Here is a 25606-nt window from a genome sequence, read left to right on the forward strand (position 1 = left end):
CGGACCCTTGAGCAGACCCAATCGGCCGTCGCTCCAGTGGCCCACTTTCAGTGGCCCAGCACCGTGGCCAGCACCTCCAGCGCCTCCGGATACAGCCGTTCCCGCGGGGTGCCGTAGCCGACGACCAGGCCCTGCGGCCGGCCCTCGCCGGGTGTGTGCCAGTGGTCGCCGAGGGCGCCGAGCGCGAGCCCCTTCGCCGCGGCGCGGGCCAGGGTCTCCGTCTCGTCGGGCACGTCGACCAGCGCGTGCAGCCCGGCCGCGATGCCGCGCACGCTCTGCCGCCCGCCGAGCCGGTCCAGCAACTGGTCCCGGCGGCGCCGGTAACGCAGCCGGCACGCGCGCACGTGCCGGTCGTAGGCATGGCTGCCGATCAGCTCGGCGAGCGCCAGCTGCCCGATGGTCTCGGTGTGGTGGTCGCTGTGCAGCTTGGCGTCGGCGACCGCGTCGACCAGGTGCGGCGGCAGCACCATCCAGCCGAGCCGCAGCGCCGGGCCGAGGGTCTTGGAGGCGGTGCCCAGGTACACCACCTGGCCCGGTGCCATGCCCTGCAGCGCACCGACGGGCTGGCGGTCGTAGCGGAACTCGCCGTCGTAGTCGTCCTCGACGATGAGCCCGCCACGCGCGCGTGCCCAGTCGGTGAGCGCGCGCCGGCGCTCGGGGTGCAGCGTGACTCCGGTCGGGTACTGGTGGGCCGGGGTGACCACCACGGCCGCCGCCTCGCCCAGCTCGCCGGGACGGACCCCGCGTTCGTCCACCCGCACGGGCAGCACGGTCCCGCCGTTGCGCCGCACCACCTCCCGGTGGAAGGGCAGCCCGGGGTCCTCCATGGCGAGACGGGCGCCGTCCAGCACGCGGGTGAGGAGCGCGAGCCCCTGGACGTAACCAGAGGTGATCACGATCTGCTCCGGCGGCGCGAGCACCCCGCGCGCCCGCCCCAGGTAGCCCGAGAGCGCGGTGCGCAGTTCGATCCGGCCGCGCGGATCGCCGTAGTCGTAGGCCAGGGAGGGCGCCGTCGCTATGGCCCGGCGCAGCGCGCGCAGCCAGGCCGCCGCCGGGAACGCGCCCACGTCGGGGCTGCCGGGCCGCAGGTCGAAACGCGGCGCACGCGTGCGTGCGCGTGTCTGCGGCGCCTCGGAGTCCACGGAGGGCAGCGGGGCGACCCGGGTGCCCGAGCCCTGCCGTGCCATCAGGTATCCCTCGGCGACCAGCTGGTCGTAGGCGGCCTTGGCCGTTCCCCGCGAGATGCCGAGCTCGCCGGCGAGCCGCCGGGTGGCCGGCAGCCGGGTGCCGGGCGCGAGCCGCCCGTCGCGCACGGCGTCCCTGAGCGCACGCTCCAGACCGGCCCGGCGGCCGTCCGCCGCGTCGGGTTCGAGATGCAGGTCGACGCCGATTCCGGACCAGAAGTCGTTCACGATCCCCCTACGTGAGTTCCGCGTCCCGAAGGGCGCGGCGCTGCGTCCGACATGGGCCCCGCCGCGTGGGCGCGACCCGCCACCCACTGCGTGCGCACGCGACCGGCCGCCTACCGCGTGCGCACGCGACCGACCACGCACTGCGTGCACACCAAATGGCCGGGTACCCACCGGTACCCGGCCATTCAGTGTGACGTCAGCCCTTCAAGGACGCCATCCATTCCTCGACCTCGTCCGACCGGCGGGGCAGTGCGGCGCTGAGGTTCCGGTTGCCGTCCTCCGTGACGAGGATGTCGTCCTCGATGCGGACGCCGATGCCCCGGTACTCCTGCGGGACCGTCAGGTCGTCGGCCTGGAAGTACAGGCCGGGCTCGACGGTGAGCACCATGCCGGGCTCCAGCGTGCCCTCCACGTACGTCTCGGTCCGCGCGGCCGCGCAGTCGTGGACGTCCATGCCGAGCATGTGGCCGGTGCCGTGCAGGGTCCAGCGGCGCTGCAGGCCCAGCTCCAGCACCCGCTCGACCGGGCCCTCGACCAGGCCCCACTCGACGAGCTTCTCGGCGAGCACGCGCTGGGCGGCGTCGTGGAAGTCGCGGTACTTGGCGCCCGGCCTGACGGCCGCGATACCGGCCTCCTGGGACTCGTACACGGCGTCGTAGATCTTCTTCTGGATCTCGCTGTACGTGCCGTTGACCGGCAGCGTGCGGGTGACGTCCGCGGTGTACAGCGTGTGGGTCTCCACGCCCGCGTCGAGCAGGAGCAGGTCGCCGGAGCGGACCGGGCCGTCGTTGCGCACCCAGTGCAGCGTGCAGGCGTGCGGGCCGGCCGCGCAGATGGAGCCGTAACCGATGTCGTTGCCCTCCACGCGCGCGCGCAGGAAGAACGTCCCCTCGATGTAGCGCTCGCTGGTGGCCTCGGCCTTGTCGAGGACCTTCACGACGTCCTCGAAGCCGCGCACGGTGGAGTCGACGGCCTTCTGCAGCTCGCCGATCTCGAACCCGTCCTTGACCAGCCGGGCCTCGGAGAGGAAGACGCGCAGCTCCTCGTCGCGCTCGGCGGTGACCTTGTCGGTCAGGGCCGCCTCGATGCCGGCGTCGTGGCCGCGCACCACACGGACCGGGCCGGTGGCCTCGCGCAGCCGGTCGGCCAGCTCGCGCACGTCCGCGGCCGGGATGCCGTAGAGGGCCTCGGACTCGGTGAGGGAGTGGCGGCGGCCCACCCACAGCTCGCCCTGGCCGGAGAGCCAGAACTCGCCGTTCTCGCGGTCGGAGCGGGGCAGGAGGTAGATCGTCTCCTGGTGGCCGTCCCCCTTCGGCTCCAGCACCAGGACGCCGTCCTCGGTCTGGTTGCCGGTGAGGTACGCGTACTCGACCGAGGCGCGGAAGGCGTACTCGGTGTCGTTCGAGCGGGTCTTCAGGTTGCCCGCGGGGATGACGAGGCGCTCGCCGGGGAAGCGTGCGGAGAGCTCGGCGCGGCGGCGGGCGGTCTCGGCGGCCTGGGCGATGGGCTCGAGGTCACGCAGCTCGGTGTCGGCCCAGCCGGACTTCATGTTCTCGGCCAGTTCGTCGGAGACGCCCGGGTACAGGCCGTTCTTCCGCTGCTTGATGGGCTCGTCGGACTCGAGTTCCGGGTCCGCCGCGGTAGCGGTGGCATCGGAAAGAGCCTGGTTGAGCTCGTCGGACACGTGATCCTCCTCCGTACGGCATGTGATCTCCCCCGGGCCCGCGACGCTCACGCTTGTGGCCGAGCGGGGGGACCTCCATCATCGTACGGTCGTGCGGAAAGCGACCCGGGGCCGGAAGATCTGTTATGCCCGCCCATGCCAGGCGGTGTGAAAGCGCTCTCAGTCGCTCGCCGCGTCAAGCAATCGCTCCCCGCGTCACGCAGCCGCTCCCCGCCACTCTCGGGCGCTCCTAGTCGAAGCGCGCCGCCAGCAGCACCACGTCCTCCTCGCTGTCCGCCGTGTCCAGGCCGTCCGGCAGCACGGTGTGCAGGACGTGGTCGGCGACGGCGCCGGGATCGCGGCGCAGCGTGCGCGGGATGCTCGCGGCGGCCGCGTGCAGCCGGGCGAAGGCACGGTCCATCGGGTCGCCGGTACGGTGCAGCAGCCCGTCGGTGTAGAGCAGGACGGTCTCTCCGGCCTCCGCCTGGATCTCCACGCTGGGCGCCTCCCAGCAGGCGAGCATGCCGAGCGGAGCGGAGACGGAGGTCTCGGCGAACTCGGTGCGCCGCTCGCCGATCAGCAGCGGCGGGCTGTGCCCGGCGCCGGCCAGGGTGACCTTGCGCAGGGCGGGTTCGCAGTAGGCGAACAGGGCGGTGGCGGAGCGGGCGGGCTCGGTCAGCCGCAGCAGCAGCTCCAGGTCGGACAGGACGGCGACCGGGTCCTCGCCCTCCATCACGGCGTAGGCCCGCAGGGAGGCGCGCAGCCGGCCCATCGCGGCGACCGCGCTGGGGCCGGAGCCGGTGACCGAGCCGACCGAGAGCCCGAGGGCGGCATCGGGCAGCGGCAGCGCGTCGTACCAGTCGCCGCCGCCGCGCGGGCCGGTGCGGTGCCGGGCGGCGAGCTGGACCCCGGCCACCCGTGGCAGCCGGGAGGGGAGCAGTTCCTCGGCGATGGTCGCCACGCACGCGCGCGTGCGCTCGACTTCCAGCAGCCGTGCGAGGTGTTCGGCCGCATGACGGATGTACAGGCCGACCAGGTGGCGGCGGCGCTCGTCCGGCTCGGCCGGCTCGTCGTACAGCCAGACGGCGGCACCGAGCCGGCCGGCCGGCCCGGCCGACAGGGGGAGGGCGTAGCTGGCGGCGTAGCCGAGGCGGGCGGCCACCTCGCGGTGGCGGGGGTCGAGGCCGTCCTCGGCGAGCAGGTCGGCGTGCACGACCTCGGTGCCCGCGCCGGTGTCGAGGAGGGCGCCGTAGGGGAGCGAACCGCGCGGCACGGTCTCGATGTGGCCGAGGTCGGCGCGGCCGAGGCCGAGGCCGATGGTGGTGCAGGGGCCGAGGCCGTCGCCGGGTTCCAGGACGACGAGGCCGCGACGGGCGCCGACGAGGGCGGATCCGGCGCGCAGCAGTTCCTGGAGAGCGGGCTCCAGCGCGTCCGTGCGCGACAGCCGTTCGGTGAGCTCGTGGAGGGTCGTGAGGTCCGAGACCCAGCCGGCCAGCCGGTCCTGGAGCAGGGTCCCGGGAGCGGGGCCGGTGGGGGCGGGGAGGGCTGCGGCGGTGTCCGGGGAGGGGCCTGTGCCCGGGGAGGTGGGTGTGGGCGCGACAGTGTGTGCAGGCGTGGGGACCGTTGGATCGATTCCAGCCACTTTCGGAGGGTGGGGAGCGTTCATGGCGTCCGGCCTTCAGACCGGTGCGTTTTGCTCAAAAGCATCGCGAACCCCCATGTCATTCTGCGCCGCTAGCAGTGTCTCCACATGTACACGCACTCGTAAGGGGATGTCCAGCATTGTCCTGCAGGGATTCCTGGTGTCCATGGGCCGGATGTGGGTTTCTTCCGAAACCCTTGCCTTACTGTCAAGTTGGCTTAAAACTGCCTCGGGTATCGGTTCATTGCGGTCGACTGGCCTTGCTCCACAGAGCGTCACAGCGGTCGTGATGGGTACGTACTCGGAGAAGGCCAGGGGTGGTTGGGGGCCACCCGGAACCTGGCGACGGACCCGGGCGTCATAGCCACCGACGACCGAGCCCCATCCTCCCGCGGCGGAGGCGGAGAGAAATACGTGCGACGGCAAAACGCCATACTTCGCCACCCCCGCGCCGCAACCGTGCTTTTGATGGACGCGCCATGGACGCGGACGCGGCCAATGCTCGACCCCCTGGGGTTCCCTCTGCCGTGCGCAGGGGTGTGATGCGCCAACAGGTACGCACAGTGAAGTGATCGACACATGGTGTGATGTGGTCCACGGTGTTGCCAGCGGTGCAACGGAAAGGAACGAGCGCTGATGCGCGAGATCCTCGGAAGGCGACGCAGGCTCCTGTCCAGGCGGAACGGCGGGCGGCCTGAGCTGATCAGCGCGGCCCTGACCTTCGCGACGGAATGGCAGTGGCCCGTACTCCCGGGCGTGGCCCCGGACCCGCAGGGCCGGGCCCGCTGCGGCTGCCCCGACCCGGAGTGCACGGTCCCCGGTGCGCACCCCTTCGACCCCGGCCTGCTCGCGGCCACCACGGACGCGCGCATGGTGCGCTGGTGGTGGACCAACCGGCCGGGCGCGCCCATCGTCCTCGCCACCGGTGGCCCGGCGCCCTGCGCGGTCAGCCTGCCGGCGCCCGCCGCCGCCCGCGCTCTCGACCTGCTCGACCGGCGGGGCATGCGCCTCGGCCCGGTGATCGCCGCACCGACCCGGTGGGCGGTGCTGGTCAGGCCGTACACCATGGAGCAACTGGGTGAACTGCTCTACGCCCAGGACTTCGTGCCCGGCTCGCTGCGCTTCCACGGCGAGGGCGGCTATCTCGCCCTGCCCCCGTCCGAGACCGGCCAGGGCGCCGTCCGCTGGGAGCGCGCGCCGCTGCCGGGCTCGGCCTCGCCCTGGGTGCCCGATGTGGAGGCCGTGGTGGACGCCGTGGTCCATGCCCTCACTCGTACGGGTGTGAGCGCGCCCGAGTTGTAGGGATCTCGGGCGCGGCCGGGCGGTTTGCCTGTCTGCGGTCGTTATCTTCCGCTACATGCTGCGCATTTCTGGGGGTCACGGCACTCGTTCGTCGCACCGCGGCGGGCCGGACCCCCGCAGGCTCCGTCTGCTTGCCCTGGTGGGCGTCGTCGCGGCCGCGGTGGCGCTGCCGCTGGCCGTGGCGTCCGCGGGACAGGTGGGTGATGTGCCGGGACCTGCGGACCACGGCGGCCGTACCGCCGTCACCGCCTCCCCCGACGACGCGAAACTGCCCTCCGCCGACCCCTCCCGCTCTCCGCTGCTGCTCGGGCTGGGCCTGGCCACCGCCGCCCGCTGCGGGCCCGAACTCTCCTCCCCGGACGGGATCGAGGCACAGACCTGTGTGCTGACCCAGGGCGCGGACACCTGGGCGCGCACCTACTACCGCAACGCCACCGGTGCGGCCGTGGACTCCGTGCTGAGCCTGATGGGGCCGGGCGGCCGGACCGTGCAGACGCGCTGTCCGGTAGGCGCCGACGACGAGCCCGCCACCTGCGAGACGCCCCGTGAGCACACCCGGGGCGCGCTGGACGGCTACACGGCCGTCACCGAGTTCGCCGCGCGCGGCGCCGACGGGCCGCTGCTGCTGCGCTCGGCCAGCAACTCCGAGGATCCAAAGGGGAGTTGACGCTCCGCCGGGCGGTGCGCACCGGACGCGGACATGAAAAGGCCCGGTTGCTGGCGACGGGGGATGCACCAGCAACCGGGCTACTGGAACGGTAACAAGAGATCGGCGGTTCGCAAATTCGATCTCGGCTATTCGGACACCGATTTCCCTGCGGAGACGGGGAGTTGTGACAGGAGTCACCCGTTCCGGTGTGGTCATCACGGCTGAACGGTCGGTCAGCCGTGATGTGTGTGCGAGCGCGACTCAGCTGAGCGTGACCTGCCGGTTGGTCAGTCCGCCGCGCGCCCGGCGTTCCTCGGCCGTGAGCGGCTCCTCGGCGGCGAGAGCGGTGGCGAGCCGCTCGGCGAACTCGGCGGCCGGCTTCTCCACGTCCTCGGCCGTGACGCCGCTCGGCAGGTCCCAGACCGGCACTGTGAGGCCGTGAGCACGGAAGGAACCCACCAGCCGGGTGCCCTCGCCGAGGCTGGAGCGGCCCGCCGCGTGCAGCCGGGCGAGTGCGTCCAGAAGCTGCTCCTCGGGGTGCGGCATGACCCAGCGCAGGTGGTTCTTCTCCGGGGTCTCGCACCAGTACGCGGCGTCCACGCCGGACAGCTTCACGGTCGGGATGGCGGCGGCGTTGGCCCGCTCCAGCGACGCGGCCACCTCCGGGGTGGCGTTCTCCGCGTCCGGCACCCAGAACTCGAAGCCGCTGTGCACCACCGGCTCGAAGGCGCCCTCGGGGTCGAGGAGGTCCTGCAGCCGCGGACCGTCGGCAGGAGCGCGGCGGCCCTCCACCGGCGTGCCGGGCTCGGCCGCGAGCGCGCGCTGGAGGGTGTCGGCGAGGTCCCGGCTGATGTCGCCGGAGGGCGTGTCGTTCTGCAGGCCGAGCAGCACCGAGCCGTCGTCGCGGCGCAGGGCGGGCCAGGCCATCGGCAGCACCGTGGCGAGCGTGACCGACGGGACGCCCTCGGGCAGGCCGTCCTTGAGGGGCAGCTCGGCCGTCGCGGCCGGCACCAGCTCGCGCAGCGCGACCCAGTCGCCCTCGCCCGGCAGTCCCTCGAACGGGCGGCGCACCAGTTCGGTCACGGCGTGGGCGGCGGCTCGGCCGTGGCATGCCTTGTAGCGCCGGCCGCTGCCGCAGGGGCAGGGCTCGCGGGCGCCGACAACCGGGATCTCTCCGTCCGTGATCTGCGGCTTGGCCTTCGTCTGGGGGCGCTTCTTGGCCATCGTGGGTGTCTCCCGGTTACGGCTTGTCTCGTACGGCGGGAGCCTAGCCGTTCGCGCCGCGAGCGACGGGAACCTGTGGACAACGGACGCGTGGCCGAGGCCGACGGTGTGAACCTGCGGACCGCTTCCGTGCCCATCGGCGGCCCGGCCCGGCCCGGACCGTGGCGGCCCTCGCCTCCGGCGGGGCTGGTGGGCGGCAGGTGTCGCGGTGCCTCTGGCCTCCCGCGGGGCTGCGGGCGGCCGTGACGGCCCTCGCCACCGGCGGGGCTGTGGTCGCCAGGGATCGTGGCGGCTCTGGCCTTCCGCGATGCTGTGGGCGGCAGGTGTCGCGGCGTCTCTGGTCCTCCCGCAGGGCTGCGGGCGGCAGGGATCGTGGCGGCCCTCGCCTCCCGTGGGGCTCAGTCCAGGTCTTCGAACGCGTCCGCGAAGTCCAGCTCGGCCATGGCCGGAACCGTGGAGGAAGTGACGCGCGTAGCGAAACCGCCGCGGTGACACCCGGCATCCGGATCGTGCACGTCCTCGTGGACCACGACCCAGACCGTGACCTCGCCGTGGGTGTCGTCGCGGACGCCCCAGTCGTCGGCGAGGGCCGTGATGATGTTCAGTCCGCGGCCGCCGTGTGCGGTGACCGACGGGGTCGCCGGAGCCGGGCGGGTCGGGCCGCCGCCGTCCGTCACTTCCACGATGAGCCGCCCGCGCGTGTCCACCCGCCAGGCCGCACGCACGTCGCCGTCCCCGGCCAGAGCGTCGCCCAGGGGCCGCCCGTGTTTGCAGGCGTTGCTCAAGAGCTCGGAAAGGATCAGTACGGCGTCGTCGATGACCGGTTCCGATACGCCGCCGCTGCGCAGCTGCGACCGCATCCTGTGCCTGGCCTTTCCCACGCCCGCAGGGCCATGGGGTACGGCCATGCTCGACGACGTGGGCACCTCCTGTGCCACCACCAACGCCACCCCCGAGACCTCCTTTGCCCCACGCCACGGTGTGGATGCCCCATTGGCCTGTACCGGAAACCGGCCAATCCCCTTCCGGTGACGCATTCGCAACAACCGAACACGGACCGAACGCGCCGGAGCACTCCCTGTGACGGGCCTGTCGTCGTGTGGCTGGATTTCAATGGTGTGGCCGAGAAGGGAGGATGCTGGAGCCCGGCGGCCGGGTCAAGGGGTGCGGACCGGTCCTTACGCGGCTCTTGTGGTCCGCTCCCGCGCGATGGCCGCGCGGACCCGGCGGATCTGCCGGCCCGGCCTCCGTGATCAGCGGCCCAGCTGTCGCAGCACCTCGCGCGGGCGGTTGGTGATGAGGGCGTCGACGCCCAGCTCGACACAGAGGTCCACGTCCTCGGGCTCGTTCACGGTCCAGACGTGGACCTGGTGGCCGGCGCGTTTCAGCCGCTCCACGTAGCCGGGGTGGTTGCGCACGATGCGGACCGAGGGACCCGCGATCCGCACCCCCGCGGGCAGCCGCCCGTCGCGGAGCCGGGGCGAGAGGAACTGCACCAGGTAGACCGTCGGCAGTGTCGGCGCCGCGGCACGCACGCGGTGCAGCGAGCGCGCCGAGAAGCTCATGATCCGTACCGGCGAGGCGGCGTCGGAGGCCGGGGCGTCCAGCCCGAACCGTTTCAGCAGGAGCAGCAGCCGCTCCTCGACCTGCCCCGCCCAGCGCGTGGGGTGCTTGGTCTCGATGGCCAGTTCCACCCGCCGCCCGGCGTCCGCGACCAGTTCCAGCAGCCGCTCCAGGGTGAGGACGGAGGTCTCCTCGAGGTCCTCGGGCCGGTGTTCCCAGTCGGGCTCCTCGTCGCGTCCGCGCCAGGCCTCTCGCGTCTTCCAGGAGCCGAAGTCCAAGGTGGCGAGCTCGGCCAGTTCCAGGGCGGAGACGGCCCCGCGGCCGTTGGAGGTACGGTTCACCCGCCGGTCGTGGACGCAGACCAGATGACCGTCGGCGGTCAGTCTTACGTCGCACTCCAGGGCGTCCGCCCCGTCCTCGATGGCCTTCCGGTAGGCGGCCAGCGTGTGTTCGGGTGCGTCCTCGGAGGCCCCCCGGTGGGCGACGACCTGGATCTGGTGCTGTGGTGCGTGGGTCACCGCGTCATGGTCCCATCGCCGCGGGGTGCGCCGGGCGGCGCCGATGCGTCCGTGCGGCGAACGAGGGCATAGCTCCTGCCGGTTTATATAACTTTTGCCTAAAAGATCCTATATAAAGAATGGCCCTGGACCCACAGCCACCGCTTATGGTGCTCTGACGGCCCGTGGGAAAAGCTGACTGCATACAAGCGCGACACTGGACCATGCACAGCCGCTTCGCGCCGGACCATCGGCAGCGCGAACGCGCGTGACCGAATGCGACCGGACGCGACCGAGTGCAACCTACTGACAACAGCCGTGGATCGAGGAGAAGAGCTGTGAGCACCGAGAACGAGGGCAACGCGGTACCCCCGGCGCCGTCCGCACCTCCCGTGCCGGTGGCATCTCCCGCTGCTTCCCCGGGCCCCGCGCCCGACGGGAACGCACCGACGGCTCCGCTCCCGCCCGTGCCCCCCGGTACTCCGGGTGCGCCCGAGCCGGGCACGGCGCCTGCCGCACAGGCCCAGCAGGGCCCCTCCGACGGATACCAGCCCCCCGCCGGCCCCACCGGCCCCGCCCCCGAGGGACACCAGCCCCCGGCCGGCCCCGCGCCCGACGGCTCCTGGCCGGCTCCGCACCCGGCCACGCCCTCCTACGGCGACGGCGGCATGGGCGCCGCGGGCGTCGGCTGGGGTGCTTCGTACCAGCAGCCCGCTCCCAAGCCCCGCAGCGGTCGCGGCGGGCTGGTCGCGGCGGTCCTGGTGGCCGCGCTGGTCGCCGGCGGCCTGGGCGGCGGCCTCGGCTACACCCTGGCCAAGGACAACGACAGCAGCGGCTCCACCACCGTCTCCGCCTCCGACGGCAGTGCCGCGCAGGTCAAGCGCGCCCCCGGCACGATCGCCAACGTGGCCGCCAAGGCGCTGCCCAGCACGGTCACCATCGAGGCAGAGAGCAACAACGGCGAGGGCGGCACCGGCACCGGATTCGTCTTCGACACCCAGGGCCACATCGTCACCAACAACCACGTGGTGGCGGACGCGGTGGACGGCGGCAAGCTCACCGCCACCTTCCCGAACGGGAAGAAGTACGACGCCGAGATCGTCGGCCACGCCCAGGGCTACGACGTGGCGGTCATCAAGCTCAAGAACGCCCCCTCCGACCTCAAGCCGCTCGCCCTCGGCGACTCCGACAAGGTGGCCGTCGGCGACGAGACGATCGCCATCGGCGCCCCCTTCGGCCTGTCCAACACGGTCACCACGGGCATCATCAGCGCCAAGAACCGCCCGGTGGCCTCCAGCGACGGCAGCGCCAGCAGCAAGGCGTCCTACATGAGCGCCCTGCAGACCGACGCGTCCATCAACCCCGGCAACTCGGGCGGTCCGCTGCTGAGCTCCTCGGGCGCGGTCATCGGCATCAACTCGGCGATCCAGTCCAGCACCAGCGGCGGATTCGGCTCGGGCCAGTCCGGTTCGATCGGCCTCGGTTTCGCGATCCCGATCAACCAGGCCAAGTACGTCGCCCAGCAGCTGATCAAGACCGGCAAGCCGGTGTACGCCAAGATCGGCGCGTCCGTCTCCCTGGAGGATTCCACCAACGGCGCGAAGATCACCGACCAGGGTGCGAGCGGCTCCGCCGCCATCGAGTCGGGCGGCCCGGCCGACAAGGCCGGCCTCAAGCCCGGCGACGTCATCACCAAGCTCGACGACAACGTGATCGACAGCGGACCGACCCTGATCGGCGAGATCTGGACCCACAAGCCCGGCGACAAGGTCACGATCACCTACCAGCGGGGCGGCCAGGAGCACACGGTCGACCTCACGCTGGCGGCGCGGGCGGGCGACAGCTGACCCACCGGCAGACACGGAAAGGGGGCGCCTCTCGGGGAGGCGCCCCCTTCCTCATGGGCCCTCGCGGTCCTGTCGACTCCTGCGGTCCCGCGCTGCCCACCGGCCCCTGCGGGCGTGGAAGTTGGGCCGCCGCGGGTCTGCGCGGGGGCCCGGACGGACACCGTCGGCGGGTCTCCTGACGGCCACTCCGCCACGACCCGGCGGCGGGCCGGTAATCTGTACCCGCGCCGCCGGTCTCCGGCGGGAGCGGGGAGGCGTGCCCGAGCGGCCGAAGGGAACGGTCTTGAAAACCGTCGTGGCAGCGATGTCACCGTGGGTTCAAATCCCACCGCCTCCGCACAGGCCATGAGCCTTGCAGGTCAGAAGGGGTGTCTCTCGCTGAGGGGCACCCTTTCGCATGCAGCTTGTCTGCCGGGCTTCCCGCAGAACTCGCGGAGGCATCGGCTGCAGTCATGAGCCGGTCGAACGACCTCAGGGATTCGTCCCTGGGCACACCCGAGGTGCTTGAGCAACTGCACGATGCTCCCGAGCACCAGCCTGACTGGACCGTCGCCTGCCACATTGCCAAGGTGGCCTCCGCGACGCCCGACGCCACGATGTCGGGTTCGCGCAGGCCATCGGTCCATGTACAGGCTCCGCCGCGGGCGCCGCTCCTGCCTTCGCGACCCTCAAAGATCATGGCCAGACGCTATGAGTGACCGTGAACTTTGCGTACGCGGTATCTGGTGAGAGGAACTCCTTATTCTTGACGGACATTTCCCAGGTAAGCGGGCCGCCGCGGGTGGGAACCACCGTGGGTGCAGTAAAGGCCTCGCCGTCTTTGTCGGTGGTGACGCAGGACGTCCCTTCATACAGGAGTAGCGTCACCTGCACAGTAACTGTGTTGTCGCTCCTGAGTCGCGCATTGAAGCGCAACTCGCCTCTGGCCTGCTCGTCTGCACACTTCCGGATCGAGAATGCAGCATTTGTCCTGCTGTGCGTCATGTCTCTTTGGATCCGGAACGGGAAATGCGCTTCCCCCCAACCGTCGGCGCCGCAGCAGGAGAGCACGCTCAGCCGCCCTTTGAAGACCATGATGTGCGTCTCTTCGAGGGCTGCAGCGGGCTGCGTCATGCCTGCGAACGGGATGGGGGTCAACAGAACTGCGGCCGCCATGGCATGTGCAAGCTTCATTGGGAACCTCGCGCGAATCAAGGCCCTGCTCAATTGACGGGCACCTCGGCGCCAACAAGGGGCTTCGATGCAGACCTCTTACCATCAGAATCTCACTGTGGCAATTTCGGCGCATCTCGGGAAGGTGGTCCGACGGTAAGCCGAATTGCACCTGTAGTTGAATCGAGCATTGACCGGCGCGTGCCCGGTGCTATGCAGCAGCTGCGCGCAGCGCCGGGCACGAGGGGCGGCTCAGCGGTGGTGATGCCACCAGTACAGAGCGAGCGCCCCGTCCTCATCGCAGCCCTGTTCGCAGCATCGCAGAGATCCTTGGGATCGCTGCGAGTGCTACGGCGAGCGTGACAGCCGACTTTGCCGGAGCCCCCGTCGGGGGCAACGCACCCAGTCGCGCGACACTGTTGGCGTACGCCAACAGCAACGCACACCCATCGGCAGCCCCAGCAGTCCGCAACCGTGTGATCGGCCCCGGAGGTCAGGGGCACGGCTTGAAAATCAGGCGGTCGCGGGGCTTGATCGCCGGGGCTGTGACGGACTTGCCCGGGCGCAGCAGGAGCGGGGTGCCACCTGCTGGGAGCTTGCCGAGCGGGCCGGCCGTACCGAGTTGCGTCGGCGTCTGAGCGGCTTCGTCGATGACCCGCTGGAATGCGGGGCCGCATGTCCCGGATGATCCTGAAGGCATGTCCGGACCGATTCGAGTGATCGTGCATCCGCCGTCGCCCACGGGTGGCCGACGCGTACGTGTGGACGGCGAGATCCTCGGCCTGGCCCACAGCGTGGCCGACGTCGCCGAGTTCCTCCGCCGGGCCGGGCTGGAGATCGACCCGGCAGAGGTGGCGGGGGCGGCGTGGATCGACTGGCGCGGAGTGGGGCCGGAGCACTGGGGCCCGGAGACGTGACGCCCTGGGTGATGCGCCGGGTGTATCGCGCTGAGGCCGTCATCTTCTGCATCTTCTGACCCGTAGCTCTGTCCGGACCGGCCGGTGACGGCCGCTACCAGGCCCCGGAGGGACGCTGCCGGACGCGGGCGATCGCCGGGTTGCGGTGCCCGGCTGCTGTACCGCAGGATCCCGGTGGGGGTGACCATGGAACGGCAGGTGCTGGAGAAGCTGTTGGCCGGTGACGACGAGGCGTCCGTGGCTGCTCTGGCCGCCCTCCGCGGCGGCGCCACCTACAGCGCGTGGAGTACGGCGCACCCCGCAGAGCAGCATGCCGGGGTCTTTGCACGCCGACTTCGGCGCATGCGGCAGCACGGGGTCGAACCTCTCGGGCTGGAACGAATGGTGCGGCTCCTGCGCGAGCATCGCCGGCCGGTGCGCGGAGGGCTGATCGACTCTGCCGATAAGACATGGACCTTCCTGTTCTACTTCACCGAAGACGGCAGCGCACTGGTGGCCTGCGCCCGCTTCCAGCGGTGGGTCGAGCAAACACCGCTTTAGGAGCGAGGTGGAGCGACTCCGAGGCCGACCTGCCGAAGCAGCACGGAGTACTGGAGCGGCTTCTGCTCGTGAGGCTTCATGGCCGGCGCGGTCAGGTTGTGGGTGATCGCTCGGCCGGCCCCGTCTCGCAGGCCGAGCGCTTGAGCATGCTTGTTCTGATCCGTCCCTCGCGCAGCGCAGCAACCACGGTGTGGGTCTTCGGGGAGCCATTCCCATCGTGCCGGTGGTGGGTTGGTGCATCCGGATGATTCCCGCCCGAGGCGCGATCCGGATTTTTCGGAGTCCGGCGGTCCGGGGATGTCGAGAACGTGCCACCGGCTCCGTCCCGGGGACATCACCGGCCATCACCGGCCGCACGAGGAAGAAGGAGAAACCAGCATGGCGATTCAGCGGATGGACAACGTCGGGATCGTCGTCGAGGACATGGATGCCGCCATCGCGTTCTTCGTGGAACTCGGTATGGAGCTGGAGGGCAGGGGGGAGGTCGAGGGCCTCTTCGCCGACCAGTGCACCGGACTCGACGGCGTCCGCTGTGACATCGCGATGGTCCGGACCCCGGACGGTCACAGCCGGCTGGAGCTGGCGAAGTACCGCAGCCCCGCGGTGATCAGCGCCGGGCCGCGCAACCGGCCGCACAACATTCTGGGCACGCACCGCGTCATGTTCGCCGTCGACGACATCGAGGACACCGTCGCCCGCCTGCGCCCTCACGGCGCCGAACTCCTCGGCGCGATCGCACGGTTCGAGGACAGCTATCTGCTCTGCTACATCCGCGGCCCCGAGGGCATCATCGTCGGACTGGCCGAGCAACTGCGCTGAGAAGGAGGAACCGCAGCACGCAGCACCGCCACGCCGATGAACGACTTCAGAGGGCGCGGGCCACCTCTCTCCGAGGTCCGTCTCTTGGCTTCCGTCCGGCTTCGCAAATCAGGCCATCCGGCCCTGTCGTTGATCCAAAGCGTCGTTGGCCTGCGGAGCGCCAATCCCTGTGCCCCCATGGCCCGGCCTTGCAGCTCGGAAGGGCTGTCTCTCACTGAGAGGAGCCGCTTCTGCCGGGGCGGTTCTCAGTCGGCGCGGCCCGTCGCCGCCACCGTCACGCCCAGGCCGATCATCGCGAGGCCGCCCGCCCCGCCGACCATCGACAGTCGGCGGTCCGAACGCGCGAACCAGGAACGGGCCGCCGAGGCACCGAGGCCCCACAGGGTGTCCGTGATCAGGCCGATGGTGACCGGGACCAGGCCCAGCACCATCATCTGGAGGGGCACACGGCCCGCCGAGTGGTCCACGAACTGCGGCAGCACCGCGGCGAAGAAGACGATGCCCTTCGGGTTGGTGGCGCCCACGAGAACACCGTCCAGGACGGTGCGCAGGTTGCCGCGTCGCTCAGCTGCCGGGGCCTTCATGTCCGCCGCGCGCATCTCCTTGCGGTGCCGGAACGCCTGCACGCCGAGGAGGACGAGGTAGGCCGCTCCGGCCAGCTTCACGCCCGTGAACACGACCGCCGAGGTTTCCACCAGTGAGCCGAGGCCCCACGCCACGGCGGTCACCAGGAGGTAGGCGCCGATCATGTTGCCGACGATCGTCGCGAGCGCCGTGCGGCGGCCGTGCGCGAGGGCTCTGCCGATCACGAACAGCACGCTCGGACCCGGAATCACAATCACCACCAGCGCCATCGCCGCGAACGCGAGAATGCTTCCGGCAGACACCATGTGCCGTCACCTCCTGGAACGCTGCCCCGGGAGAAATACAAACAGATGGCCCACCGTCCGCTCCAGGGTCTGTCCGGCGGATCTTCGCCGGGAGCGCGGAACCATGACGCCTCCGGTGTGGCCCCGTCGAGGTCGGTCAGCCCTCGACGAGGTCGGTCAGGCCGTCGAGAACGGCCTTGAGGCCGAGTTCGAAGAGGGCGTCGAGGCGCAGGTCGTAGCCCTCGTCGAAGGCCCCGACCACCTTGGCGAAGGTGGGGAAGCGGCCGGATTCCACCAGTTCGCGCAGGGCGGGGGCCCGGCTGTCCATCCACTGGTCCTCCGACTGACCGGTGGCGGCTTCCGCGTGCGCCTCCCGCTCCAGGTGCACCGCCAGGCCCTGGACATGGCTGTAGATCAGTACGTGGATGTCGAACAGCGTGACGGGATCGAGGCCGTGGCCGTCGAGGGCGCTCAGCGCCCATTCGGCGTGGACCATCAGGCTGGGGACGAGCAACGGGCGGGTGAGTGAGCCGAGCTGGGCCAGCCACGGGTGCCTGCGGTACAGCGTCCACAGGGTCCGGGCGCTCAGTTCCAGGCGCGGGCGCCACCCCTCCGGCGGATCGCTCGGATAACCCTCCTCACCGAGTGCGGCGTCGGCCATGAGCAGGACGAGGGCGTCCTTGCCGGGGACGTACCGGTAGGGCGACATGGCGGCGACGCCGAGCCGGGCCGCGACGCCGCGCATGGAGAGCGCGGACAGTCCTTCGGCATCGGCGAGGGCGATGGCCGTGCGGACGATCCGGTCGAGCGTCAGCTCCTGCTCGGGGCCCGGGGCAGGTGACGGGGGCTTGCGGGGCGGCATGGCGGGAACGGTTCCGGCGACGACGGTCCCGGCCCGGGGGCGGGTTTCGACGAGACCTTCGAGGCGCAGGGTGGTCAGGGCCTTGGTGGCGGTGGCGAGCGCGACATTCCATTCCGCGGCGATCCGGCGGGTGGAGGGAACCCGGTCCCCGGGGGCGAGTTCGCCGTCGAGGATGCGCCGGCGGATCGCGGCGACGATGCGCAGATAGGGCGGCCGCCCCGCCTCGTCCGTGGGCTCCGTCACACCCTGCTCCCTTCCCATCCTGTACTAGTGCAGAGGTTAGCAGCGAGGACGCCGGACGGATGGGAACTGCCCTAGTACAGTCCGCTTTTCGGGCCGGTTGAAGGGGGTGGGCGTACGGCGTACGTTCAGTGCGCGTACAGCGTACCGAAGGGGTTCCCATGCAGACCGTTCTCATCTCCGGCGGCGGCATCGCCGGGCCTGTGCTCGCCTCCTTGCTGCACCGCCGTGGCTTCGAGGTCACCGTCGTCGAACGCGCCGCCGGCCCACGCCCCGGCGGCCAGGCCGTGGACGTGCGCGGCGTCGCGCTCGACGTCCTCGAACGGATGGGCCTGCTGGAACGGGCACGCCACGTCCGCACCCGGATGCGGGGCATGTCGATCCTCGACCCCGACGGCCGGGAGATCGAGCGCTCGACGGAGGCGACCTTCAGCAGCGGCCGACTCGACAGCGACGACATCGAGTTGCTGCGCGAGGACCTGGTGCGGATGGTGTACGAACACACGCGCGCGGACGTCCACTACCTCTTCGGCGACAGCGTCACCGCACTCGACGAGGACGGGACCGGCGTGCACGTCGACTTCCTGCACGCGGCGCCGCGCAGGTTCGACCTCGTGATCGGAGCCGACGGCCTGCATTCCACCGTCCGGCGCCTGGTCTTCGGCCCCGAGGACCGCTTCACCCATCACCTCGGCAGCTGTCTGGCGGTGTTCGGCGCGGACAACTTCCTGGCACTGGACCACTGGCAGACCTGGCTGCGGGACGGTGACGCGGGCGTCGGCATCATGCCCGTACGCGACAACACCGAGCTCAGGATCGTCTTCGGCTTCCGGTCCGGGCCCCTCGGCGACGGTCTTCGCGGCAACGGTGCGCTCCGGGAACTCGTCGCCGGCAAGCTCGCCTCCCTGAGGTGGGAAGGGACCCGCCTGGCCGAGGCCGCCCGCACCGCACCGGACTTCTACTGCGACGCCATGGCTCAGATCCGGATGCCCCAGTGGTCACGGGGCAGGGTGACGCTGCTCGGAGACGCCGGCCACTGCCCCTCCCCGCTCTCGGGGCAGGGCACCAGCGTGGCCCTGGCGGGCGCACACGTACTGGCCGACTGCCTCGCCCGGGCGGACGGCGATCACCAGAGCGCGTACTCCTCCTACGAGCGGCGGATGCGCCCCTTCGTCGACCTCAACCAGGCCCTGGCCACGGAGAATCCGGGCGGGCCCGCGTCCGAGGAGTCCGTCGAACACGCCAAGACCGCGCTTTCGCTGGACGCGTGACGAGGTCCGGGCAACGGACCCGTCCACGTAATGGGCCGGTCCGGGCAATGGGCCGGTCCGGGCAATGAGCCTTCGGCCTCTGCCGGCGGCCGACAGCCTGGCGGCCGACAGCCTGGCGGCCGAACGTCCGGCGGCCGACCGCCCGCACCCCACAGCGCGGCAGCCACGCCAACGGCAACGGCAGCAGCGATGGCGACGGCGGCAGCAACGGCAGCGGCAACGGCAGCAGTAACGGCAGCGGCAGCAGCAACGACAACGGCCGCCCGCCCGGCTGACCGTGCGTGCGCCGAACGGGCGCACATGGCGCGCCGTGCGCGAACGCGATGCGGCGGGTCCCGAAGGCTGGGGCGAGCCCGAGCCCACCGACGGCCCGTCACCAGGAGGTGCGCACCTCGATGCGCCGATCCCTCAAGGGCGCAGCCACTGCCCTGCTCGCGGCGGCCTGCCTGACCGCAGCCGGCCCCGCCGCTTCCGCCGCGGTCCCCGTATCGCAGCGCACGACCACCGAGGCTCCCGCATCCCGGCCTCCCACCGCCGACGCTCCCGTATCGCAGCACACGACCGCCGCGAAAGCCCCCGCATCCCGGCCTCCCGCCGCCGTGACCCCCGTACCGCAGCGCATCGCCGCAGCCCCCGCACCGCGCCCTCCCGCCGCCGTAGCCCCCGCACCGCGGCGCAGCACCGCCAAGGTCTCACCGGTGTCGGTCGTGAACCCCTTCGGGGATCTGGGGGCGGTCAGCTGGGGGCTGGCCCTGCTCGCCTCGGTACCCGATCCCGACCGCTCGCCGGCCGGGGCCAACGACTTCGGCTGCAAGCCCTCGGCCGCCCACCCCTACCCGGTGGTGCTGGTCCACGGCACCTTCGAGAACGCCTTCGACAACTGGAGCGGGCTCGCCCCGGTGCTGAAGGAGGCCGGCTACTGCGTCTTCGCCCTCGACTTCGGCGAGAGCAAACCCCACGCCGTGCTGAAGGCGACCGGCCCGGTCCCCGCCTCGGCACGGCAGCTGGCCGACTACGTGGACAAGGTGCTGGCCGCCACGGGGGCGACGAAGGTCGATCTGGTGGGCCACTCCCAGGGCGGCGGGCTGCTGCCCCGGTGGTACCTGCGCTTCGACGGCGGTGCCGCGAAGGTGCACCACCTGGTGGGCATCAACCCCAGCAGTCACGGCACCACCGCAAGCGGACTGGTCCACCTCCTCGACGCGGCACTGGACGTGCTGGGGCATGCCGGCAAGCCGCTCGGCCTCGACAGCCCCGCGGCCAGGGACCAGACGATCGGCTCCCCGGTGCTCCAGCGGCTGTACGCGAAGGGCGACACGGAGCCCGGCGTCACCTACACCAACATCGTCACCCGCACCGACCCGGTCGTGACCCCGTACATCAACCAGTTCCTCGATGCCGGTCCCGGTGCGACCGTGCACAACATCCTGCTGCAGCGCCAGTGCGCGCTGGACCTCACCGGCCACCTGGGCGGCTCGTACGACCGCAACGTGTACCGGCTGGTGCTGAACGCCCTCGATGCCGCGCACCCCGAGCCGTTGCGCTGCGCCGTCATGCCGGTCCCGGTCTGACCCCGGCCGGCCCGTGCGCACGCGGCCCGCCCCTCACGGCCGGTGCGCACGCGGCTCGCCCCTCACGGCCCGTGCGCACGCGGCCGGCCCCTCACGGCCGGTGCCCCGTCATCCGCGCGGCCGACGCGATCGTCGCCCGGGCCTCGCGTTCGGTCAGGCCGGTGTTCAGGGCCGCCTCGACCAGCGGGACGAGCAGGGCGGGGCCGAGGCCGTTCTCGTAGGCGCGGCAGGCGGCCCAGAAGAGGCGGGTGTTGCGCTGGCCCTCGTGGGCCGAGAGGACGAACTGCACCAGGCCCCGGCCGTGGTCTCCGGCGGGCGCCTGCGACGGCGCCGGGTGCGCGGCGGCCGGCGGGGGCAGGAGCAGTCGTAGCAGGGCCGGTGGGCAGGCGGCGGGCGCCAGGTGCGCGGTGCCGGGCGCGGCGGCGTACACGCCGTGCTCGGTGCGGGAGCCGGGGCCCACGAGATAGCCGCCGGCGCCCCGGATGTCGATGCCGGGGGCGAGCCGGCCGGCCGAGTTGGGGACGACGGCGTCCGGCGGGCCGGTCAGCCACAGGTGGCGGCCGCCGCTCGGGGTGAGGACGACGACCGTCTCGGGGATCGTGAACAGATGCCGCAGGGCCAGTTCGCGCAGCGCGACGGAGGAGTCGGTGCCGGACTTGGTGTCCAGGTCGACGCCGATGAGGTGGTGCGGGGGCAGTCCGCAGGCGATGCCGTAGCCGGTGGCCCAGGGGGCGGCGGCGAACAGCTCGCGGATGCGGACCGGATCGGTGGAGGCGTCGTACACCCCGTGGCCGAAGCGGCCGCACCCGCCGTGGCAGGGCGTGGGGTCGGGGTCGTCGCGGTGCGGGGAGCGCACGGCCGGGAGTTTCGTCCGGGACAGGGGGATGACGGCCAGTCCGCGTTCGGCGGCTGACAGGGCGTGTGCGAGGGCCAGCGTCGTGGCCTGCCGGTCGGTGGTGGCCATACCTCCATGTTCGTACACGCGTTCGAAAAAGAAAAGAGGAGTCGGTGCCGACGCGCCGGGGCGGGGGGATTGGCCGGAAAACTGCTGGAACGATTCACCTCTTGTGACGCTTGATACCTGAAGGTCCGTCCTGTCATGAGATGGGACATGAGTCGACCAAAGATGGCGATAAGGGTTTATCGACTTGTCATCACACTTGCGTGCGAATCACGGCTTCCGGGGTGGTTGGGAAGGGATTCGGCGGGCAACTCTGGATTCGCGACGTCGTCCACAACGTCGAGGCGGTCGGCCAACTGCCTTGGCAACAGCCGTACTTCACGTATTGCCGGCCCTAGGGCCGCACAGTGCTCGGTTCTGGAGGAACAACATGGCAAGCATCCGTACCGCCCGCGTTCTCGCCGCCGTCTCTGCTCTCCCCCTCGCAGCCGCCCTCTTCGCCGGTGTCGCTGCCGCGGACAACGGCGCCATCGCGGACAACGGATCGAGCGCCAACGCCGGTGTGGCGGGCATCATCGGCAGTGGTGTCGGCCACAACAACAACGGAAACTCGTCCACCACCCAGCAGAACGCGGTCGGCTCCGGCGCGTCGAACCAGAGCAACACCGCACAGGTCAACGGCTCGGCGTTCACGGGCATCCAGCAGGGCAACGGGAACGTCGCCGTCCACTTCACCCCTCTGTGGTGAGTCCGGGCCGGGGCCTCTCGTGATGAGGGTCCTCGTGGGGTGTGCTTCGGGGTCATGAAACGTCTGCGCGGCGGTACTTCGGTGCCGTCGCGCAGACGTTTTCCGGCGTGCCGGCGCGGGGTCCGCGACCTTGACAGGGAACGTCATCTGACGGACAGTCAGAAACCGTCCTGTCAGGTACGCGAGGCCGGGAGGGCCCACCGTGCACCTCGCCCCCACCGGGCGCCAGCAGCGCCTGCGCTCAGAACTCCGCTCCTACTTCCGGAGCTTGATGCCCGAGGACGGCGAACCCCGCGACCCCCGGGCCCTGCTGCGCCGCATCGGCGCCGACGGCTGGCTGGGCCTCGGCTGGCCGGTCGAGTACGGCGGCCAGGGCCGGGGCGCGGACGAACAGTTCGTCTTCTTCGACGAGGCGAACCGGGCCGGTGCCCCCGTCTCCATGGTCACGCTCAACACGGTCGGTCCCACGCTGATGAGGTACGGCAGCGAGCGCCAGAAGGCGAGCTTCCTGCCCCGGATCCTCGCCGGGGAGCTGGTCTTCGCGATCGGCTACACCGAACCCTCGGCCGGCACCGACCTCGCCTCGCTGCGGACCCGGGCCGTACGGGAGGGCGAGGGCTGGCGGATCGACGGGCAGAAGATCTTCACCTCGGGCGCCCAGCACGCGGACTGGATCTGGCTCGCCTGCCGCACCGACCCGCAGGCGCCCGGGCATCGGGGCATCTCCCTCCTGCTCGTCCCCACCGAGGCCCCCGGCTTCTCCTGGACCCCGATCGAGACCGTGGGCGGGCAGACCACCACGGCCACCTACTACGACGGCGTCCGCGTGCCCGCGCAGAACCTGGTCGGCGCCGAGAACGAGGGCTGGTCGCTGATCACCAGCCAGCTCAACCACGAACGGGTCGCCCTCGCCGCGATCGGGATGCAGGCCGAGGACTTCCTCGCGGCGGCGCTCACCGCCGCCCGCACCCCCGATCCGGTGAATGGGCGGCGCCGGATTGACGAGCCGTGGGTGCGGTTCAGGGCCGCCGAAGCGCATGCCCGGCTGGCGGCGAACCGCCTGCTCAGCTGGCGTCTGGTGGCAGATGTGGGGGCCGGCCGGCTGACCCCCGGGGAGGCGAGCGGGGTGAAGTTCGCGGGAACGGAATCGGCTGTCGCGACGTATCGCATGTGTCAGGAGATCGCCGGAGAGGCCGGACTGGTCCGCTCCGGCTCCCCGGGGGTCCTCGGGGACGGCGAGCTGGAGCGGCTGAACAGGGCGGCGCAGATCAACACGTTCGGGGGCGGGGTGAGCGAGGTGCAGCGGGAGATCGTCGCCGCGATGCGGCTCGGGATGACGAGGGGGCGGAGGTGAGCGCGGTGGACGTCGAGCCCGACGAGCTGGGGGTCCGGCTCAAGGAGTACGAAGGGCGCCCCGCCGCCGTCGCAGCGGCGGGCAAGGACCCGGTGAACCTGCCGATGATCCGGCACTGGTGCGAGGCGATGGGCGACAGCAGCCCGGCCTATCGCGGACCCGACGCGATCGCCCCGCCCACGATGCTCCAGGCGTGGACGATGGGCGGCCTCTCGGGCCACCAGGGCCGCACCGGCGCCTACGACGAACTCCTCGGCCTGCTCGACGAGTCGGGCTGTACGTCGGTGGTGGCCACCGACTGCGAGCAGGAGTACCTGCGGCCCCTGCGCCCCGGAGACGAGGTCACCTTCGACGCGGTGATCGAATCGGTCTCCGGGCGCAAGACCACCAAGCTGGGCACGGGGTACTTCGTCACGACCCGCATGGACGTACGGGTGGACGGCGAGCCGGTGGGCACCCACCGCTTCCGCATCCTCAAGTACGCCCCGGCGCGCCGCGAACCCCCGGACCGGCGCCCCCGGCGCCCCCGTCCGGTGGTCAACCGGGACAACGCGGGCTTCTGGGAGGGCGTGGCCGCACACCGGCTCCTCATCCAGCGCTGCACGGGCTGCGGCACCCTGCGCCACCCCTGGCTGCCGGGCTGCAACGCCTGCGGCTGCCTGGACTGGGACACGCTGGAGGCGAGCGGCGAGGGCACGGTCTACTCCTACGTGGTGATGCACCACCCGTCCTTCCCGGCCTTCACGGAATCCGATCGGGCCGCCGGCGCGGCGGGCCCCTACGCGGTCGGCCTGATCGAACTCACCGAGGGCGTGCGCATGGTGAGCAACGTGGTCGGGGTGCCGTACGACAAGGTGCGCATCGGCCTGCCGGTCCGGGTGGAGTTCCGCAGCCACGAGGACGAGGGTGCCGAGGAGGGCGCACTGGTCCTGCCGGTCTTCCGGGTCGTCGAAGGGGAGGGATGACATGGACTTCACGCCCACCGAGGCCCAGGCCGAGGCCCGCGACCTGGCCGCGCGGATCTTCGGCGACCTCGCCACCCACGAGCGGCTGAAGGCCGCCGGCACCGGCAGCGACCCCGAGCTGTGGAAGGCCCTGTGCACGGCCGGCCTGGTCGGCGCCGCGGCGGAGCTGGGCCTGCTCGGCCTGGTGCTGATCCTGGAGGAGCAGGGGCGTACGACGGCCCAGGTGCCCTATGCGGCGACCTGTGTGTACGGCCTGATGGCGGTCACCGCCCACGGCACCCCGGAGCAGCGGGAGCGCCTGCTGCCGGGCATCGAGGACGGCTCGGTGGTGGTCGGCGGGGCGCTGACGGCGCAGGGGGGTTTACGGGCCGACGCGGGTGGTGAGCTGACCGGCTCCGTCCCCGTCGTCCCCTGGCTCCGGGACGCCACGCACGTCCTGGTCGCCGACAGCGACCGCCGGCTCTGGCTGGCCCCGCTCGGCGAGGGCACCGGGATCGCCCCGGTGGAGCTGACGGCCCCCTGGTCGGCGGCCCGCCTCACCCTCGACCGGGCACCGGCGGAACCGCTGGGCGGCCCGGGCGCCGCCGCCTGCGCCGACGTCCTCGCCACCGCGCGCACCGCCTTCGCCGGGCTCCAGGCCGGGGTGTGCGCAGGGTCGCTGGCACGGGCGGTGGCGCACACGAACTCCAGGGAGCAGTTCGGGCGGCCGCTCGCCACCCGGCAGGCCGTCCAGCTCCGGGCCGCCGACGCCCACATGGACACCGAGGCGATACGGGTCACGGCGTACGAGGCGGCCTGGCGGCGGGACGCGGGGCTGCCGTACGCCACGCATGCGCTGACCGCCGCCTGGTGGGCCTCCGAGGCGGGGCAGCGGGTCGTCCACAGCGGCCAGCATCTGCACGGCGGGGCGGGAGCCGACCTCGACCATCCGGTGCACCGGCACTTCCTGTGGGGGCGGCAGCTGGACGCCCATCTGGGATGCGGAGCAGAACTGCTGCAGGAACTGGGGGAGTTGATCGCGCATGGGGAGTGAGGAGCGGGCCGGGCGGCCGGTGGCGGGCACCGAGCTGCCCGCGCTGGAGATCCCGGTCACCCGCACGCTGATCGTGGCCGGGGCCATCGCCTCCCGGGACTACCAGGACGTGCACCACGACGCGGAGCTGGCCCGGCAGAAGGGCTCCCCCGATGTCTTCATGAACATCCTGACGACCAACGGGCTCGTCGGCAGGTACGTCACGGACCACTTCGGCCCGACGGCGATCCTCCGCAAGGTCGCCATCCGGCTGGGGGCGCCCAACCATCCGGGCGACACGATGGTGCTGACGGGCAGGATCGAGGAGGTCGACGGCGACACGGCGACGGTGCGGGTGGTCGGGGCCAACGCCATCGGCCGCCATGTCACCGGCACGGTGACCGTCAGCGTCCCGGCCCCGCGACCGGCCCCGCCGCCGACCCCGCCGGCGTCCTCGGCGTCAGCCCCGGCCCCGGCATCAACACCAACACCGGCATCGGCCCCGGCACAGGCCTCTACCCCGGCCCCATCCCCGGCCGCATCCCCGTCGCCGTGCCCGTCCCCGTCCCCGTCCCCGGCCAAGGAG

General features: G+C 71.8%; 22 protein-coding genes, 1 tRNA gene and 1 pseudogene. 14 read left to right on the plus strand and 10 right to left on the minus strand.

Features of this window, described 5'->3' with window-relative positions:
- Positions 1–47: 47 nt before the first annotated feature.
- From pdxR to ACZ7P3_RS03250, 3 genes are all read right to left on the minus strand, one after another.
- On the minus strand, positions 48–1412 hold the full coding sequence (pdxR, locus tag ACZ7P3_RS03240) for a MocR-like pyridoxine biosynthesis transcription factor PdxR (protein WP_472078649.1): 1365 nt from the start codon (positions 1410–1412) through the stop codon (positions 48–50).
- Positions 1413–1608: 196 nt separating this feature from the next.
- A complete protein-coding gene (locus tag ACZ7P3_RS03245) occupies positions 1609–3096 on the minus strand; it encodes an aminopeptidase P family protein (RefSeq protein WP_472078650.1) in 1488 nt (495 codons plus the stop codon).
- 229 nt (positions 3097–3325) lie between these two features.
- Positions 3326–4741: a PP2C family protein-serine/threonine phosphatase gene (locus ACZ7P3_RS03250; protein ID WP_472078651.1), complete on the minus strand. Its 1416-nt coding sequence runs from the start codon at positions 4739–4741 to the stop codon at positions 3326–3328.
- A 612-nt stretch (positions 4742–5353) separates the two neighbouring features.
- Between ACZ7P3_RS03250 and ACZ7P3_RS03255 the strand changes: the two genes are divergently transcribed.
- Both ACZ7P3_RS03255 and ACZ7P3_RS03260 read left to right on the plus strand, forming a co-directional pair.
- Positions 5354–6019 carry a bifunctional DNA primase/polymerase gene (locus tag ACZ7P3_RS03255; protein WP_472078652.1) on the plus strand — a complete coding sequence of 222 codons (666 nt, stop codon included), beginning with the start codon at positions 5354–5356 and terminating at the stop codon, positions 6017–6019.
- 55 nt (positions 6020–6074) lie between these two features.
- Complete coding sequence (locus tag ACZ7P3_RS03260) at positions 6075–6686, plus strand: hypothetical protein (RefSeq protein ID WP_472078653.1); 612 nt, start codon at positions 6075–6077, stop codon at positions 6684–6686.
- Positions 6687–6929: 243 nt separating this feature from the next.
- Here ACZ7P3_RS03260 and ACZ7P3_RS03265 read toward each other — a convergent pair whose 3' ends face one another.
- From ACZ7P3_RS03265 to ACZ7P3_RS03275, 3 genes are all read right to left on the minus strand, one after another.
- Positions 6930–7892, minus strand: a complete 963-nt coding sequence (locus ACZ7P3_RS03265) for a DUF5926 family protein (protein WP_472078654.1) — start codon at positions 7890–7892, stop codon at positions 6930–6932.
- Positions 7893–8290: 398 nt separating this feature from the next.
- Positions 8291–8929 carry an ATP-binding protein gene (locus ACZ7P3_RS03270; RefSeq protein WP_472078655.1) on the minus strand — a complete coding sequence of 213 codons (639 nt, stop codon included), beginning with the start codon at positions 8927–8929 and terminating at the stop codon, positions 8291–8293.
- Positions 8930–9145: 216 nt separating this feature from the next.
- Positions 9146–9973, minus strand: coding sequence for a glycerophosphodiester phosphodiesterase (locus ACZ7P3_RS03275; protein ID WP_472078656.1), 828 nt, complete (start codon positions 9971–9973; stop codon positions 9146–9148).
- 317 nt (positions 9974–10290) lie between these two features.
- On the opposite strand from ACZ7P3_RS03275, the gene ACZ7P3_RS03280 reads away from it, so the two are divergent.
- Together ACZ7P3_RS03280 and ACZ7P3_RS03285 are read left to right on the plus strand one after the other, a co-directional pair.
- Entirely contained in the window at positions 10291–11799 is a 1509-nt protein-coding gene (locus tag ACZ7P3_RS03280; protein ID WP_472078657.1) for a S1C family serine protease, read from the plus strand.
- A 250-nt stretch (positions 11800–12049) separates the two neighbouring features.
- A tRNA-Ser gene (locus ACZ7P3_RS03285) sits at positions 12050–12136 on the plus strand.
- Between the two features lie 338 nt (positions 12137–12474).
- Here the strand turns inward: ACZ7P3_RS03285 and ACZ7P3_RS03290 are convergent.
- Positions 12475–12972 carry a hypothetical protein gene (locus tag ACZ7P3_RS03290; protein WP_472078658.1) on the minus strand — a complete coding sequence of 166 codons (498 nt, stop codon included), beginning with the start codon at positions 12970–12972 and terminating at the stop codon, positions 12475–12477.
- A gap of 677 nt (positions 12973–13649) precedes the next feature.
- Here ACZ7P3_RS03290 and ACZ7P3_RS03295 point away from each other — a divergent pair.
- The 3 genes from ACZ7P3_RS03295 (at position 13650) to ACZ7P3_RS03305 (ending at position 15227) form a co-directional block, all read left to right on the plus strand.
- On the plus strand, positions 13650–13868 hold the full coding sequence (locus ACZ7P3_RS03295; protein ID WP_472078659.1) for a hypothetical protein: 219 nt from the start codon (positions 13650–13652) through the stop codon (positions 13866–13868).
- A 186-nt stretch (positions 13869–14054) separates the two neighbouring features.
- The gene (locus ACZ7P3_RS03300; protein WP_472078815.1) at positions 14055–14408 is read left to right on the plus strand and encodes a hypothetical protein; all 354 of its coding nucleotides are present in this window, start codon (positions 14055–14057) and stop codon (positions 14406–14408) included.
- Between the two features lie 378 nt (positions 14409–14786).
- Positions 14787–15227: a VOC family protein gene (locus tag ACZ7P3_RS03305; RefSeq protein WP_472078660.1), complete on the plus strand. Its 441-nt coding sequence runs from the start codon at positions 14787–14789 to the stop codon at positions 15225–15227.
- A 245-nt stretch (positions 15228–15472) separates the two neighbouring features.
- Here the strand turns inward: ACZ7P3_RS03305 and ACZ7P3_RS03310 are convergent, their stop codons facing one another.
- Both ACZ7P3_RS03310 and ACZ7P3_RS03315 read right to left on the minus strand, forming a co-directional pair.
- The gene (locus tag ACZ7P3_RS03310) at positions 15473–16117 is read right to left on the minus strand and encodes a LysE family translocator (protein ID WP_472078661.1); all 645 of its coding nucleotides are present in this window, start codon (positions 16115–16117) and stop codon (positions 15473–15475) included.
- Positions 16118–16253: 136 nt separating this feature from the next.
- Positions 16254–17219: a TetR/AcrR family transcriptional regulator C-terminal domain-containing protein gene (locus ACZ7P3_RS03315; protein WP_472078663.1), complete on the minus strand. Its 966-nt coding sequence runs from the start codon at positions 17217–17219 to the stop codon at positions 16254–16256.
- 140 nt (positions 17220–17359) lie between these two features.
- Between ACZ7P3_RS03315 and ACZ7P3_RS03320 the strand changes: the two genes are divergently transcribed.
- Positions 17360–18469: an FAD-dependent monooxygenase gene (locus ACZ7P3_RS03320; RefSeq protein WP_472078664.1), complete on the plus strand. Its 1110-nt coding sequence runs from the start codon at positions 17360–17362 to the stop codon at positions 18467–18469.
- A gap of 395 nt (positions 18470–18864) precedes the next feature.
- Positions 18865–20040 (plus strand): esterase/lipase family protein, encoded by a 1176-nt coding sequence (locus tag ACZ7P3_RS03325; RefSeq protein WP_472078665.1) that lies wholly within the window; start codon positions 18865–18867, stop codon positions 20038–20040.
- Positions 20041–20131: 91 nt separating this feature from the next.
- Here the strand turns inward: ACZ7P3_RS03325 and ACZ7P3_RS03330 are convergent, their stop codons facing one another.
- Positions 20132–21004 (minus strand): bifunctional DNA primase/polymerase, encoded by an 873-nt coding sequence (locus ACZ7P3_RS03330; protein ID WP_472078666.1) that lies wholly within the window; start codon positions 21002–21004, stop codon positions 20132–20134.
- A 367-nt stretch (positions 21005–21371) separates the two neighbouring features.
- Here ACZ7P3_RS03330 and ACZ7P3_RS03335 point away from each other — a divergent pair, with 367 nt between their 5' ends.
- The 5 genes and pseudogenes from ACZ7P3_RS03335 to ACZ7P3_RS03355 all read left to right on the plus strand — a co-directional run.
- On the plus strand, positions 21372–21689 hold the full coding sequence (locus tag ACZ7P3_RS03335; protein ID WP_472078667.1) for a hypothetical protein: 318 nt from the start codon (positions 21372–21374) through the stop codon (positions 21687–21689).
- Positions 21690–21891: 202 nt separating this feature from the next.
- The gene (locus ACZ7P3_RS03340) at positions 21892–23043 is read left to right on the plus strand and encodes an acyl-CoA dehydrogenase family protein (protein ID WP_472078668.1); all 1152 of its coding nucleotides are present in this window, start codon (positions 21892–21894) and stop codon (positions 23041–23043) included.
- Positions 23040–24008 (plus strand): bifunctional MaoC family dehydratase N-terminal/OB-fold nucleic acid binding domain-containing protein, encoded by a 969-nt coding sequence (locus ACZ7P3_RS03345; protein ID WP_472078669.1) that lies wholly within the window; start codon positions 23040–23042, stop codon positions 24006–24008. The genes ACZ7P3_RS03340 and ACZ7P3_RS03345 overlap by 4 nt, the downstream gene beginning before the upstream one ends.
- 1 nt (position 24009) lies before the next feature.
- Complete coding sequence (locus tag ACZ7P3_RS03350; protein ID WP_472078670.1) at positions 24010–25041, plus strand: acyl-CoA dehydrogenase family protein; 1032 nt, start codon at positions 24010–24012, stop codon at positions 25039–25041.
- Positions 25031–25447 (plus strand): annotated as a pseudogene (locus ACZ7P3_RS03355) (MaoC family dehydratase); the annotation flags it as partial. The gene ACZ7P3_RS03350 and the pseudogene ACZ7P3_RS03355, both read left to right, overlap by 11 nt.
- Between the last annotated feature and the right edge of the window lie 159 nt (positions 25448–25606).

The organism is Streptomyces sp. NPDC107581 (genome assembly GCF_055657175.1).